The organism is Wenyingzhuangia sp. IMCC45467, from assembly GCF_054111205.1.
This window is the reverse complement of the sequence record NZ_CM134196.1, coordinates 1,362,475-1,377,535: the sequence shown is the minus strand read 5'-3', so window position 1 is coordinate 1,377,535 and position 15,061 is coordinate 1,362,475. Positions and strand designations below refer to the sequence as shown.

General features: G+C 29.6%; 14 protein-coding genes. 6 read left to right on the top strand and 8 right to left on the bottom strand.

Annotation, left to right across the window (positions count from 1 at the left end):
• Both lpxB and ACXGQT_RS05860 read left to right on the top strand, forming a co-directional pair.
• A complete protein-coding gene (lpxB, locus tag ACXGQT_RS05865; protein ID WP_457830472.1) occupies window positions 1–1,104 on the top strand; it encodes a lipid-A-disaccharide synthase in 1,104 nt (367 codons plus the stop codon).
• A 27-nt stretch (window positions 1,105–1,131) separates the two neighbouring features.
• A complete protein-coding gene (locus ACXGQT_RS05860) occupies window positions 1,132–3,141 on the top strand; it encodes a ComEC/Rec2 family competence protein (RefSeq protein WP_457830471.1) in 2,010 nt (669 codons plus the stop codon).
• Here the strand turns inward: ACXGQT_RS05860 and ACXGQT_RS05855 are convergent.
• The 4 genes from ACXGQT_RS05855 to ACXGQT_RS05840 form a co-directional block, all read right to left on the bottom strand.
• Window positions 3,138–3,659 carry a thioredoxin family protein gene (locus ACXGQT_RS05855; protein WP_457830470.1) on the bottom strand — a complete coding sequence of 174 codons (522 nt, stop codon included), beginning with the start codon at window positions 3,657–3,659 and terminating at the stop codon, window positions 3,138–3,140. The two genes, ACXGQT_RS05860 and ACXGQT_RS05855, sit on opposite strands and share 4 nt — an antisense overlap.
• Window positions 3,660–3,691: 32 nt before the next feature.
• Complete coding sequence (locus ACXGQT_RS05850; protein ID WP_457830469.1) at window positions 3,692–5,482, bottom strand: peptide MFS transporter; 1,791 nt, start codon at window positions 5,480–5,482, stop codon at window positions 3,692–3,694.
• 111 nt (window positions 5,483–5,593) lie between these two features.
• A complete protein-coding gene (locus ACXGQT_RS05845; protein WP_457830468.1) occupies window positions 5,594–6,895 on the bottom strand; it encodes a DUF5723 family protein in 1,302 nt (433 codons plus the stop codon).
• A 10-nt stretch (window positions 6,896–6,905) separates the two neighbouring features.
• Window positions 6,906–8,738, bottom strand: coding sequence for a hypothetical protein (locus tag ACXGQT_RS05840; protein ID WP_457830467.1), 1,833 nt, complete (start codon window positions 8,736–8,738; stop codon window positions 6,906–6,908).
• A gap of 487 nt (window positions 8,739–9,225) precedes the next feature.
• Between ACXGQT_RS05840 and ACXGQT_RS05835 the strand changes: the two genes are divergently transcribed.
• Together ACXGQT_RS05835 and ACXGQT_RS05830 are read left to right on the top strand one after the other, a co-directional pair.
• Window positions 9,226–10,497, top strand: a complete 1,272-nt coding sequence (locus tag ACXGQT_RS05835) for a hydroxymethylglutaryl-CoA reductase, degradative (RefSeq protein ID WP_457830466.1) — start codon at window positions 9,226–9,228, stop codon at window positions 10,495–10,497.
• The gene (locus ACXGQT_RS05830; protein WP_457830465.1) at window positions 10,497–11,423 is read left to right on the top strand and encodes a GYDIA family GHMP kinase; all 927 of its coding nucleotides are present in this window, start codon (window positions 10,497–10,499) and stop codon (window positions 11,421–11,423) included. The genes ACXGQT_RS05835 and ACXGQT_RS05830 overlap by 1 nt, the downstream gene beginning before the upstream one ends.
• Here the strand turns inward: ACXGQT_RS05830 and ACXGQT_RS05825 are convergent.
• Window positions 11,420–11,935, bottom strand: coding sequence for an IS1096 element passenger TnpR family protein (locus ACXGQT_RS05825; RefSeq protein WP_457830464.1), 516 nt, complete (start codon window positions 11,933–11,935; stop codon window positions 11,420–11,422). The genes ACXGQT_RS05830 and ACXGQT_RS05825 overlap by 4 nt on opposite strands.
• 173 nt (window positions 11,936–12,108) lie before the next feature.
• On the opposite strand from ACXGQT_RS05825, the gene ACXGQT_RS05820 reads away from it, so the two are divergent.
• Both ACXGQT_RS05820 and ACXGQT_RS05815 read left to right on the top strand, forming a co-directional pair.
• A complete protein-coding gene (locus ACXGQT_RS05820) occupies window positions 12,109–12,522 on the top strand; it encodes a PaaI family thioesterase (protein ID WP_457830463.1) in 414 nt (137 codons plus the stop codon).
• Window positions 12,523–12,531: 9 nt separating this feature from the next.
• The gene (locus tag ACXGQT_RS05815) at window positions 12,532–13,566 is read left to right on the top strand and encodes a chorismate-binding protein (protein ID WP_457830462.1); all 1,035 of its coding nucleotides are present in this window, start codon (window positions 12,532–12,534) and stop codon (window positions 13,564–13,566) included.
• On the opposite strand, the gene ACXGQT_RS05810 is transcribed toward ACXGQT_RS05815, so the two are convergent.
• Genes ACXGQT_RS05810 through ACXGQT_RS05800 form a run of 3 tightly spaced genes read right to left on the bottom strand, consistent with a single transcriptional unit; the run spans window position 13,563 to window position 15,060 of the window.
• Window positions 13,563–13,997, bottom strand: coding sequence for a sensor of ECF-type sigma factor (locus tag ACXGQT_RS05810; RefSeq protein WP_457830461.1), 435 nt, complete (start codon window positions 13,995–13,997; stop codon window positions 13,563–13,565). The genes ACXGQT_RS05815 and ACXGQT_RS05810 overlap by 4 nt on opposite strands.
• Window positions 13,998–14,001: 4 nt before the next feature.
• Window positions 14,002–14,481 carry a hypothetical protein gene (locus tag ACXGQT_RS05805; RefSeq protein ID WP_457830460.1) on the bottom strand — a complete coding sequence of 160 codons (480 nt, stop codon included), beginning with the start codon at window positions 14,479–14,481 and terminating at the stop codon, window positions 14,002–14,004.
• A 33-nt stretch (window positions 14,482–14,514) separates the two neighbouring features.
• Window positions 14,515–15,060, bottom strand: a complete 546-nt coding sequence (locus ACXGQT_RS05800; protein ID WP_457830459.1) for an RNA polymerase sigma factor — start codon at window positions 15,058–15,060, stop codon at window positions 14,515–14,517.
• Window position 15,061 lies beyond the last annotated feature (1 nt).

Here is a 15,061-nt window from a genome sequence, read left to right as displayed (position 1 = left end):
ATGAAATATTACTTAATTGCAGGAGAAGCTTCTGGAGATTTGCATGCTGCTAACTTGATGAAAGCTTTGTTAAAAAAAGACCCTAAAGCAGATTTTAGATTTTGGGGAGGAGATTTAATGCAAAGTGTAGGAGGTACTTTGGTAAAGCATTATAAAGACTTAGCTTTTATGGGCTTGTTAGAAGTTTTAAAAAACATTAGAAGTATTTTTAAAAATATAGACACCTGTAAAAAAGATATTTTAGATTATAATCCTGACATGGTTATTTTAATAGATTACCCTGGGTTTAATTTACGAATAGCAGAATTTGCTAAAAAGAACAGTATTAAAGTTCACTATTATATTTCTCCAAAAATTTGGGCTTGGAAAGAAAATAGAATTCATAAAATAAAAAGGGATGTAGATGAAATGCATGTTATTTTTCCTTTTGAGATTGATTTTTATGAAAAGAAACATCATTTTCCTGTAAACTATGTAGGAAACCCTTTGTTAGATGCCATTGCTGATAGGGACGAGGTAAACGAAGTTGATTTTAGAAGAGAACATCATTTAGGAGAAAAACCAATTATAGCACTTTTGCCAGGGAGTAGAACACAAGAAATTACCAAAATCTTAACGGTAATGCTTTCTGTAATTAATCATTATAAAGAGTATCAATTTGTAATAGCTGGAGCTCCAAGTAAGTCAAATGATTTTTACAAACCATTTATTGGAGATTCTAATGTAAAGTTGATTAACAATAAAACATACGATTTACTCTCAATATCTACAGCAGCTTTAGTAACTTCTGGAACAGCTACCTTAGAAACAGCTTTGTTTAAAGTGCCAGAAGTGGTATGTTATAAAACCAGTTGGTTAACTTACCAAGCAGGAATGTTGTTGGTTAAAATGGAATTCTTTTCTTTGGTGAATTTGGTGATGGATAGAGAGGTGGTAAAAGAACTTCTTCAAGATGAATTAAATAAAGAAAATTTAATAGCGGAGTTGAATAAAATTTTAACAGGTGAAGGAAGAGCTAAAATGTTAGCAGATTATGAAGAACTTCATCAAAAATTAGGTGGAGTAGGTGCTTCTGAAAAATTGGCTACAGCTATTTTAAAATAAAAACTTTATTAGTAACTTCCTTATGCTATGAAGTTACTAATTACCTATATACCTTTTCAGGTATTGTTAGGGGTTCTGTTGGGGATATTATTTCCGGTATCAAACATTTATATAGTTTGTGTTTTTCCGTTTGTCATATTATTAACGATGTTTTTCTTACATTGTTTTATGATGAAAAGATTGATAATACATCAGTTTTTCTTTTTGTTATTATTGATGTTTGGAATGTCTTTAAGTTGGTTTTCTCAAGTTTTTAGAAATGAACTATCTAAGGAAAATCATTATACAAAGTTTGTAAGTAAATCTGTTACAACTAAAATTACATTAACAAAACAATTAACAACTACAAAAGCATCAAAACGTTTTTATGCAACTGTCAAGACGGTTAATAATACGGTTGTCACTGGAGAAATATTAGTTGAGTTTCCTATAAATAAACCATCAAACTTGCAAATAGGAGATGTATTGATGTGTAAAACCAGGTTTAGAGAAATAAATTTGCCTAGCTCTCCTTATGATTTTAATTATAAAACCTATTTAGCAAGACAATACGTCTATGCGAAAATAATATTAGATGAACATTATATAAAGCTAGGAGAAGATTCGTCTTGGTTTATTCAGTTACAAAAATTAAGAAATTCTATAAGTACAAGTTTAGATAAATCAAATTTATCTAGTGATACTATTGGGTTAATGAAAGCCATGTTGTTGGGAGATAAAGATGGAGTAACAGATGAAATGCAAACTTCTTTTACCAATTCTGGAGTGGTACATATAATTGCAATTTCAGGAATGCATGTTGGGGTGTTGTATTTTATGTTGTTGTACACTTTTGGTTTTGTCAAAAGGATTAGGTACGGGGATTATATTTATGTAATAATCGTTCTTTTGTGTTTGTGGAGTTTTGCTATTTTTTCAGGTTTGTCTAGCTCGGTTATAAGGTCTGTAACCATGTTTAGTTTTTTTACATTAACAAAGCTCACAAAAGGGAAAAGGCTGGTCTTAGAAGCAGTGATTAGTTCTATGTTGGTTTTATTATTGATTGATACTCAATATCTTTATAATGTAGGTTTTCAGTTGAGTTATGCGGCTGTTATATCTATAGTCGTTTTTTATCCGTTATTTTCTAAATGGATAAAAGTAAACAACAAAATAGCTCAATATTTTATAGATGTATTGGTAGTATCGGTTATAGCTCAGTTGGGGGTTTTACCTTTGTCTCTCTATTATTTTCATCAGATTCCCTTACAGTTTTTGGGAGCTAATTTTTTTGCAGTTTCCTTGTTGCCTCTTGTTTTATATGGAGGAATTATTGTTTTAATTAAGGTGATGTTTACAATACAAAACAGTTTTATAGAGTATTGTTATAATGATTTTATTACTTTTTATTTAAACAGTGTTCAGTATTTTTCTTCATATTCTAAATGGATTTTAAAAGATATTTCTTTTAAAGAAACCGAAATCTTATATTATTATGTTTTCTTGTTTTGTGTTTGGTACGTTGTTAAGGTTTATAGTATAAAGAGATTTAAACAAGCGTTGTGTTTTATTGTTATTTGTCAGTTAATTCTTTTAATAGAAGTATTTTATAAAAAAGAAAATAAGGAAGAATTGTTAATCTATAATCACTATGCTCATAGTATTGTTGCTGTTAGAAATAATTTTAAGATGACTATTTTTTCAAAAGATTCGCTAGCACAAAAAGATTCAATTCTATTAAAAGGGAATCAATTAAAAAATAAGATAAATCAATTTATATGTAATGAAAGCGAGGTCTTTAATTTTAAGAATAACACTTATTTAATTATCAATAATAATAAACCGTATTACTTACTATCACAAAAAGGATTGATTTTAATAATAGCCAACAATCCTAAAATTAATTTTGAAAGATTACTAAAGCATTTAAAACCCAAACAGGTAATTATTGAAAGTTCTAACTATATAAGTAATCAGTTAAAATGGAAAAGCACCTGTAAAAAATTACAAGTGCCTTTTTATAGTATTGCAGAATTAGGAGCTTATCAAAAAAATTAAATTTTGCTTTTAAACTCTTTGTCAAAAACTTCCCATTCTTTGTTTAAATATATTTCTTCTCCCATATAATTAATAAGTTTTTCCATAATAGGTGTTTGTAAGTATCCAGGAATAGCTTGTATCAATTCTTGATTTTTATTCAAAAAAACAGTTGAGGGATAACTCATTTTTCCATTTAAAAGAGAAGCTGCAAATTCATGAGTTCCTCTTCTTCCGCTAGGAACAAACTTAAAGGTATGATCTTTATATGTGATGTCTTCTTTTTGTTCAGCATTTAGTTTTACAGCATAAAAATGTTCGTTGATATAATCTACAATCACTTCTTGGTTATAGGTGCTAGCATCCATTTTATGACACCAAGTACACCAATCTGTATAAACATCAATTAAAATGGGTTTGGGGGTGGTTTTACTTAGTTCTATTGCTTTTTCAAAACTAATCCACTTAATGGTTTTAGGCTCAGGATTAGCAAATAACAAACTAGGAATTAATATGAGTGATAATAAAAATGATTTCATGTAAATATTTATGAATGACTGATGAAAAATAATTAATCTATACCATGCATTTTTCGTACCAAAGTTTTGTTTAAAAACGCAATAATAATACCTGCAGTAATAGGCACAAGTGTAAAAATTAAGAAGAACGTAGAAATATCATATTTGGCTGTAATAGCTTCAATTTGTCCTCCCAAAGAACCTGCAACTTTGTTTCCTACAGCAATGGCTAAATACCACATTCCATACATAAACCCAATCATTCTTGCAGGAACTAATTTACTTACTTGTGAAAGTCCAACAGGTGATAAACAGAGTTCTCCTAGGGTGTGAAATAAATAAGCAAAGATTAACCAAATCATACTTACTCTAAAATTTCCTACTGCGGCATCGTGAGGAATTGTACTAGCTCCAAAAGCTAAAAAGGCAAAACCAATACCTAGTAAAATAAGTCCTAAACTATATTTTTGTGCAGAACTTGGGTTGTATTTACTTTCCCACCATTTAGAAAAGAAAGAGGCAAATGCAATAATAAAAAATGAGTTTAAAGTACTAAACCATGATACGGTTACGGTAGTTGTTTCAGATTTAAATTGACCATAAATCATAAAACCTACAATTAACCAAATTGCCAAAAAGCTAATAATTAAAATGATATTAGAAACTTTTATAAGTTTATGAGTTTGCTTGTATAATAAGAATAAAACCCAAGATATAATAGCTAATGGAATCACGGTTAATAAAGTGTTTACAATATTATAAGTAATAGCGTAGTTTCCAATTAATTCTCTTTGTGTGTAGTCTCTAGCAAAAATAATTAATGAAGTAGCTCCTTGTTCAAAAGACATCCAAAAGAAAATAGTGAAAATAGCAAATACAATCAAAGCAATCATTCTATCTTTTACAATGCTTTCATATCTAAGTATTCTACTGATGATTAAAAATAAAAAAGCCCCTAACGCAATCAATATACATTGTGTTGCTCCTGATATATTTTCATAACTACCAATTAAAGTAGATGGTAGTAAATGAATATTTGCAATTTTTGAAGCAGGATCATCTAACAAATACAAAAGACCAATTACAGCACTAATAACAATTAATATTTTGTCTATAGTTGTAAATGGATTTGTTTTTTGTTTTGTTGTATTTGGTTTTTTTTCTTCAATTTCAATAATTGGTTTTAATTCTTTTTTAGGGACTTCACCAATTTCACCAAATAGAGGAGAGGATAACCAGAACTGAATAGTTCCAAAAAGCATAAAAACTCCTGCCAAACCAAAACCATAGGACCATCCAAGAGTTTCAGCTAAATACCCACAAAGCATCATTCCAAAAAATGCTCCTGCATTTACTCCCATGTAATAAATAGTATATGCTCCATCTTTTTTCTCAGGAACATTTTTGTACATTTCAGAAATAATAGATGTCATGTTAGGTTTAAAAAATCCAGTACCTAATACTAATAAAGTTAACCCGATATACATTGAGGACTCGGTTTCAATAGCCATAGAAGCATGTCCTAGAGTCATAATAGCAGCACCAATAACAACAGCCCATTTATAACCTGTAAATTTATCGGCAATAATACCTCCAAGTAAAGGGGTTAAATATAACAAACCAGCATAAGTTCCAAAAAGAGCTCCTGCTTGTTCTGGACTCCATCCCCAGCCAGGATTGTCAACTCCTGTAATTGCCATAGTTAAAAAGTTAACCAACAAAACTCTCATTCCGTAGAATGAGAAACGCTCCCACATTTCTGTAAAAAATAAAACAAATAGACCAGAGGGGTGTCCTAGTACTGTTTTTTGATTTGTTTTACTACCTCCAAATACAAATTCCATATATTATTAGTTTTAAAAATTCAAAAATACATTTTTGAATTTTGTTTCCTTTTGATATGTAAAATAAAAAAAGCTGCCAATAGGCAGCTTTTTTTATTTTACATATGTTTTTTACAACCATTTGTTGTAACCAAATACAAAGTTAAGTCCAAATCGTAAGTTTACGTTTTTTATGTCTTTAGGATTACCTAAAATTTCATTTAAACGAGAAGTTGCTAGAAATAATTGTAAAGGTCCTAGTTTAGCAGCAAAGTTTAATCCTAAGTCAAGATTTCCCTGTGCATTTTTAATACCAACTATACCATAAGTAGATTTGTCTAAATCTACATTGTAACCTAATGCCAATGTTGCATCTTGATCTGAATTTACTAAATCATTAAACATGGTAAATCTAATATTGTGTATACCACTTAATTTATAACTAGCAGAGAAATATGAATTAGTAGCTAAAGATGTTTTGTAGCTTTCACCTTCTCTTTCATCTGCACCAACATCATCGGCTAATTTGTCTCCTAGTTCTTCTAAAATATCTTCATCGGTATCTAAGTCAACTCCATCAACAATTAAGTTGGTTACGTCATTTAAATAATATTCTGTTATTTTTTCTTTCCAAGTAATAGAACCAATATCGTTTACTGCAACTTCTACTGTTAAATTAGGAATAATTTCATAGCTAGCTCCAATATCAAAACCGATTCCACTATTTGCTGTAGAAAATTCATAATCTTCTCCATCTTTATATCCTGCAACTCTTGTAATTGCATTTTGAGTATTAATAGTCCATGTTAAATCGTCATTTACATTAATTTTAGCAAAACCATCTTCTTTAGTAGAACCATTTGCCAGACCAATAATATATTTAACACGTACACCAACGGCTAATTTGTCGTTTAAAAATTGTTGAGTAAATCCAACTCCACCTTCAGCATAAGCTGTAGAGTTGATTTCATCATTAATTAAAACTTCATCTTGAACGCCATTAGCCAACAAGTTAACAATACCGTTTTTACTGATGTTCCACCCCACGTTTTCTTTCATGTTTACAAAGAAACTTAAAGATCCGTGTTTGCGTTTAAAGGCTAAGTTTAAAACATTAAGAGTTACTTTTTGATTTAATTGATTGTAATCTCCATCAAGTGAACTATAAACGTTTTTAAAATTGTATTCTAATCTTTCTGTTCCTGGAACTTCTGTTAATAAGTCTGAAGCTGCAAATCCATTACCTACAGCCAACCCAATACTAGGTAAGGCAAAAGAGAATGAGTTTTTAGGAATGTATACTGGAGATACATCTGTAGATTGTTGAACATAATCTCCTAAATGAAAGAAAGAGATTTCACTTTGTGCTTTAACACTGTTATAACCTAAGACAGTGAAAGCAATTACTGCTATTAATTTTGTATAATTTTTCATGTCTGTGGAATTAGTCGTTAGTGCTTATTCTTAAATCTCCTTTTAAAGCCAAGTCAATTCTAACTTGGTCAGTGCTTTTAACTTTTACAGCACTAGCTGTTCCGTTACCATTTGTATCGGTGTCAAAAACAATAGCTAATTTCACTTGGTTGGCATTTCCTAATAACGTGATTTCAGATTCGTTAAAAGTAATTGCAAAATCTCCACCAACCATAGGTACGTTAGGGTTTATAACAGTTCCGTTTTCGTCTTTTAAAATGTTATCAGAACCTAAAGTATAAGTTGAGAAACCGTCAGCACCAACAGGGGCAGCAACAATAGCATCTACAGATTTTGAAAATAATACTTCGTCATTACTTTCATTGTCATCATCTTTATCGTCAACAAAGTCTAAATTAATAGTTCCGTTAAATGGAATAGTATTTTTAGTAGCGACTCTTAAAGACAATGTTTTTGCGTTTTCTTGAATGTCATCATCTAAATCTAACTCAATAGGATCCGGGTTAAATTCTACATCGTTAAAAGTAACATGTAAAGGTAATTCTACATCTACACTAACATCTAGAGAGTTGTTTACATTAAAAAAGTTATTGTTTACACCTGTAGCATTTGGGTTAGAAGTACCACTAACGTTTAGTAAGAATTGTTTAGGTTTTTCACCAAGTAACTCAGATAAATTAGAGTTAGAACTGTTTAAAACGATGTCTGAAGTAACTGAACCAGTGCTTAAACCAGCATCTATAATTGCGTAGTAATCTCCTGCTGCAGCTGTATCAGTATTGTCTTCTAAATTGTCATTGTTTGTAACTCCTGCTGGTTTAATTTCTAATACGTTGTTAGCCGTAGCATCCGTAGAAATACCTTCTAAGCTAATACCTACTGGAAAACCATATTGGTTAGTTGCAGAAAGTGTTAAGATAGGATTTTCAAATACAAGAGTACCATTTCCTATTTCATTAAAAAAATCTAAATCAAAACTTTGACCACTTACGTTAAATGGAGATTGTTTAAAGTCTCCCTCTGCAGATAAAACTTCAGGGTTGTTAAGTGTAATAGTATAGTTTAACTTGTCAGCTGTACTAATGTTATCACCATTGTTAAAAGTTACAGTAGCAGCTAATTCAACTTTAATGTTGTTAACTTCTGTATTATTATCGGGGTTTAACTCAGTAAAGTCAAAAGTATAATTAGATAAGTTTACAGTAATTGTATTTACGTTTGGTTCAGCTGAATGAGATTTTAATAAAAAATCTTTGTCATAAGCATTACCATTATCTTTTCTTATTAAAGAAGGGATTCTAAAGTTAATTTCTGTTTGTGCTTCAGTGGTTGTTGTGATATTAATAGTTAATGTTCCTGCAGAAAAATCAGCAGCAGTTAAATCAACATCTAAACTAGCACCACCAGATTTAGTTAATGATTGTACTTTTTCAAAATTATCAGATTGAGAAGTTCCTATAATATCATCAGCGGCAGGAATACTACCATATTCATAGCTACCACCAGGTATATTAGCATTGGCTAATAAATCAAATTCTCCATCAAACATTTGATCATCAACGCTAACAAAATCAGCGTTTCCAGAACCATCTAAAGTTTGTGAATAAGAAAAACTAATGATGTCATCGGTACCTGTTTCAACTGTTAAGTCTTCATTAAGCTCCTGAAATAATTGGGTTGCGGTGTAATTTATATATCCGATGGGAACCCCAGATATGGATATATCAAATTCTGGATCATCAATTTCTTTGTCAAAAAAAGATGTGTCAAAACTGTCAGAACAGCTTACAGTGCTTAAGCAAAGTGCTGCTACTACAAGAATGTGGTTTCTTGTCTTTTTCATGTGTTTTTTCATAATGTTAGGTATAGTTGTAGCCCCAAAAATAGTGAAAGGAACTTTGTTTAACAAATGTTGTTTGTATTAACCTTTGTTTTTGATTTAAGAATGATGTTTTTATAGCTTAAAATAAGCAGTATGTATTTATAAAAACATCAAGGTTTGTTTACAATTAGAAAAATAAAGTTTTCAAATTTTAAATCAACATCTAGTTTGTTACTAAGTTTTCTTCATCATTTTTAGATATATTAGAGCAAAACTATCATATATAAAAACTTATTAAGTGCTCCATTAAGACAAATCAATAGCCCAAAAAGACATTTAAGACGTGAAAATATAGATTTATGAAAAACTTATGTATACAAAATTGAAAGGCATTAGAATTTTTATATAAATAAATAGTGTGTGTTAAATATGAAACTTAAGCTATTATCTCTTAAGCGAAGTTTAAAATAAGCAATGTATATTTGTCAAAAAATATAGCAAATATCCAATGCCAAAATTAATATCTGGTTTTTCCAAACTGAACAAAGAAGAAAAGATAGAATGGTTGTCTAATTATTTTTTAAAAGACAACGTTAATGCAAGTGACATACTACGTTTGTATTGGAATTCTGATCAAAAATTACAGCAGTTGCATGATGATTTTATAGAAAATACAGTTTCTAATTATTACATGCCTTTTGGAATAGCCCCTAATTTTATTATTAACGGAAAGCATTATACTATTCCTATGGCTATAGAGGAGAGTTCTGTAGTAGCAGCAGCTTCTTTAGTCGCTAAATTTTGGTCTGATAAAGGAGGTTTTAAAGCAGAAGTTTTAAATACGGTAAAAGTTGGTCAAGTACATTTTATGTACGAAGGTGATAAAACGTATTTACAAGAATATTTTTTAGCAAAAAAGGAAGTTTTATTAACTGTTACAGATGAAATAACCAAAAACATGCGCAAGCGTGGAGGTGGTATTCTAGAAATAGAATTACGTGACAAAACAGCTGAGTTAGATAATTATTATCAGTTACATGTTACTTTTGAAACGAAAGATTCTATGGGAGCTAATTTTATCAATTCTTGTTTAGAGGCGATGGCTCAAGAATTTAAAAAGGAAGATATTCAAATAGTGATGAGTATTTTATCTAATTATGTTCCAGAGTGTTTGGTTAGGGCTGAGGTAAGTTGTTCTGTAGAAAAATTACATCCAACAGATGGAGCTCTGTTTGCAAAAAAAATGATACAAGCTGTAGCTATTGCTAATGTAGATCCACATAGAGCGGTGACTCACAATAAAGGAGTAATGAATGGAATTGATGCCGTTGTGATTGCTACTGGTAATGATTTTAGAGCAGTTGAAGCAGGTGTACATGCTTATGCTTCGAGAACAGGTAAATATAAAAGTTTAACAGCTTGTAAAGTAGAAAATAATATTTTTACTTTTTCTATAGAAATTCCTTTAGCATTGGGAACAGTTGGTGGTTTAACAAGTACTCATCCACTATCTAAATTATCTTTAGAAATGCTACATAATCCATCGGCAAAAGAATTAATGCAGGTAATTGCTGTGGCAGGATTGGCACAAAATTTTGCAGCATTAAGAGCATTGACTACTACAGGAATTCAAGAAGGACATATGAAAATGCACTTGGTAAATATTTTAAATCAACTAGAAGCTACTCAACAAGAAAAAGAATTAGTAACCAAACAATTGGTTGGCAAAACAGTAAGTTATAGTGGAGTTGCAGATGTTTTAAAAACGTTAAGAGCCTAATGCAACAATTTTATAGTCACGGAAAATTATTGATATCGGGAGAGTATTTGGTCTTAGATGGGGCTATATCTTTAGCTTTACCAACCAAATACGGGCAGTTTTTAGAGGTTGTAAATGTTAATACCAAAACAATTCTTTGGGAAAGTTATAATGTAGCACAAGAATGTTGGTTTAAGGCTGAATTTGATGTTGATAATTTTAATATTATCAATTCATTGACTTTGAAAAATGATAATGATAAAATAGCTAGAACACTTCAAGATATACTAAAAACCGCAAAAAACATAAATCCTGATTTTCTTAAAAATAGTGATGGATTAAAAGTAAAAACAGCCTTAACATTTCCTAATCATTGGGGGTTAGGAACTTCATCAACATTAATTAATAATATTGCTGCTTGGGCAAATATTAATGCTTTTGAGTTGTTAGAAAAGTCTTTTGGTGGTAGTGGTTATGATATTGCTTGTGCACAAAATAACCAAGCAATTACGTATCAAAGAAATGGAATCTATCCTGATGTAAAACAAATAGATTTTAATCCGTCTTTTAAAAATGAATTGTTTTTTGTGTATTTAAATCAAAAACAAGATAGTAAAGAAGGAATTAAAATGTACCGTTCTTTAACTATAGATAAGCAACAGTATATTAAAGAAATTAATAATTTGACCAATAGACTTATAAAAGCAATCAGTATAAATGAATTTTCAAATTTGTTACATGAGCATGAAACTTTTTTAGCGGGTATTTTAAAAGTAACTTCTGTAAAACAAAAATTATTTGCTGATTTTAATGGAGCTGTAAAAAGTTTAGGAGCTTGGGGTGGCGATTTTGTGTTGGTAACGGGTACTGAAAAATATGTAAAAGACTATTTTACCAATAAAAATTACAACACTATTATATCATATAATGATATGATTTTGAGTTAATACTTATCAAAATCAATATCATCTAAACTGTCAAATTCATCAAAGTGAGTATCAAAATCATCATCATCTAAATCAAACTCATCTTTTTCTTTCTCTGCTTTAAACTCTTTTTCTGGAGCTTCATCGGGAGTGTTTCCTATAGATAAAATTAATTTAGGTAGTTCAGCAGTTGTGGTTTTGGTCACTTCTATCAATTCACAGTAAAAAGTCCACATGTTCATATAATCATAAACATAAATAAGTTTCTCTTCAGGGTCTTCAATGTTTTGCTCAATTGTAGTATTGGCCATACATAATGCATTTGGATCATCATCCATAGAGAATAATGGAATCTCTTCTCCTTGACTCCAATCATCATCAGACCTGTAAAAAGAAGCCATTTCTTGACCGTTAAATCCAAAAACGTTGGCAATTAACTTATGTAACTCTTCTAATGTGTTTGAGGAGTCTACTAAAAGTGTTCTGATAACATCTTCTTTAGTGTCTAGAATAACTCTTATTTTATATATCATGTTTTTGTTTAAAGTTTAAGGTTAAAAAGTTTAATAAAATTAAGTCCCGTTAGCAATATGCAATATTATTGCTAAAAAGCAAAATTTAAACGGTAACGAACAATTTTTAACGTCACAAAAATAGCTATAAAACTCAATAAATATGTAATTTTACAAGAATTAAAATAGGAGTAATGGATTTTAAAAAAGCATTAAAGCAAATAAATCAATTTAGTAAAAATACCTTAATGGAAACATTAGAGATTGAATATACTGATATTGGAGAAGATTATTTAATTGCCACCATGCCCGTGAATAAAAGAGTTCATCAACCTATGGGACTTTTACATGGAGGTGCTACAGTTGCTTTGGCAGAAAGTGTAGGGAGTGCAGCTTCTTTTTTATTTGCAGATCCTGAAAAATATATTATTAAAGGAATAGAAATTTCTGCCAACCACTTAAAAAGTAAAAAAGAAGGTACTGTTACTGCAAAAGCAACTATTATTCATAAAGGTAGAACCACGCATTTATGGCAAATAGCGGTTACTGATGAAGAAGGAGTGTTGATTTCTTTATGCAAAATCACCAATATTGTATTACCTAAGTAAGCTTTAAGATTGAATTATTCTGAACAAATAAATAGTGCCTTTAGTGAGCAGAAGCCTTTTGTAGCTTTTAAAAATCCAAATGAAAAATTAGTGAATGTTATGATTCAAAACTCTGATGAGTTGTTTGAATTTAACGATTTTTCTATGTCTGGTTATGTTTTTGCCCCTTTTAATAATAATGAAAAAGCATATATAATTAAACCTGATGTTTTATTTGTTGATGATGTAAATAAGGTTGATGTTAAATCTAATTTGTTAGATGATATTTATCAAAATATAGAAAAGGAAGGTCATATACATATTGTAAACAAAGCAATTAATACAATTAAAGAAACAGCATTGTCAAAAGTTGTAATTTCTAGAAAAGAAGAAGTTTCGGTGTCTGATTTTAACTTGTTAGAGGTTTATAATAAGTTGATGAATAAATATATCAACGCTTATGTTTATATATGGTATCATCCCAAGGTAGGTTTATGGATGGGAGCAACACCAGAGACATTGTTAAAAGTTAAAAGCAACACTTTTAAAACCATGGCTTTGGCAGGTACACAGCCTTTTTGTGGTGATTTGAATCCAATATGGGGAAGCAAAGAGTTAGAAGAACAACAAATGGTTACCGATTTTATAAAACAACACTTAGAGAGTGTTGTAGATGAACTTAAATTATCAGATGTTGAAACAGTAAAGGCAGGTAGCTTGCTGCATTTAAAAACCAATATAACGGGTTGTTTAAAAAATCCAAAGGATGTACAAACTTTAGTAAACTTATTACATCCTACACCAGCTGTTTGTGGTTTGCCAAAAGAATTGAGTAAAATGTTTATTTTACAAAATGAAAACTATAAAAGAACTTTTTATAGTGGTTATTTGGGAGTTTTAAATATAAATAAAGAGACTTCTTTTTTTGTAAACCTTAGGTGTTTTCAAATATCAAATAACATAGCAACATTATATGTTGGAGGAGGTATTACAGCACATAGTAATGCAGAAAAAGAATGGGAGGAAACCGTTGCTAAAAGTAAAATTATTAAGGCCGTTCTTTAATTTTCCTTTTTAATTCTTTCTAATAAATTCTTTTTAAACTTGTGTTCTGCATAATTAAGTTTTAGGAGCTGTTTGTATTTTATTATTTTACTAGTTTCTTTTATAAACTCAATTCTTTTTTGGTTGATTTCATTTTCTTTATCTTGAATTTTTTCAACCAGTTCTTTGGCCTCTTTCTCAGTAATTTTACCATAATTAATATTTCTTTCAATATCTCGTTTTTCTCGGTATAGTGAATAAAAAGTATCTCTAAAACTATTATAGATAGGCCAAAACTTTTCAGCTTGTTTAGGGGTGAGAGAAAGTTCATCAGAAATAAAACTAATTTTAGCACTTTTTATTTTTTCACGAGACTCTTTGTCATTTTTTTGAGCGTAAAAACTAATGTTAAATAAAAGTAATATGGCTAGTATGTTTAACTGTTTTTTCATAAGATTAGTATTCTATAAGGTCATATTCACTTAACTCCATTTCTAATAAATCAATATCTACATCAATATTGTCTAAATTAGCAAACATGATATTGTCTGTGTTTATGATTGCGTTTTCAATAATATCATTGATTTCAATTCCGTCATCAGAACTAAGGTAGTTAATGATTTCTTCATTACTTAATTTATCTATAGATGATTGGTTGTTGTTATTAAATATAAAAAATCCAAAAGCTATAATTGCAGCTGTAGATAAATAAGGAATTAATGATATAATTCTATTTTTTGGTTTTTTAACTGTAAAGTTTTCAAAATAATTATTTGGCGTTTTGTAGCCAGTTTTGTTTGGTAAGCTTTGTTCAAAAATATCAACAGCTAATTTGTCTGATAAATTATCAAAGTAATTTTCAGGAGTTTTAAAAGGATTTTTACCTTGGGTTAAATCTTTTAAAAATTGGTCATTATGTTGATTATCGTTATTCATCTTATCTTTTAGATAGATTTAGTATTAAAAGGTTTAATTGTTTTTTATAAAAGCTTCTATTTTTTTTACAGCATGATGATAGGATGCTTTTAGGGCTCCAACGGATGTTTCTAAAATTTCAGACATTTCTTCATATTTCATTTCATCAAAATACTTCATGTTAAATACCAGTTGCTGTTTTTGAGGTAATTGTGCAATGGCTTTTTGCAATAGAATTTGAATGCTGTCTCCATCAAAAAGCACATCATCTTGTAATGAAGTTCTTAAATCTTTTTGATATTCATCTAGGCTTAAATTATTTTTTTTAGCGTTTTTATTTAAAAAAGATATGGCTTCGTTTGTAGCAATACGATACATCCAAGAAAAAAGTTTACTTTCTTCCTTAAATCCATGAATGTTTTTAAACACCTTAATAAAAGTGTTTTGTAAAACATCATCAGTATCATCATGACTAATTACTATTTTACGGATATGCCAATATAAGCGTACCTTGTATAGTTTAACCAATTCATCAAATGCTTTGGTTTGTGTTTTTGCATTTTTTAAATTGTTAATTAGTCTTTTTTCGTCTTCTATCAAA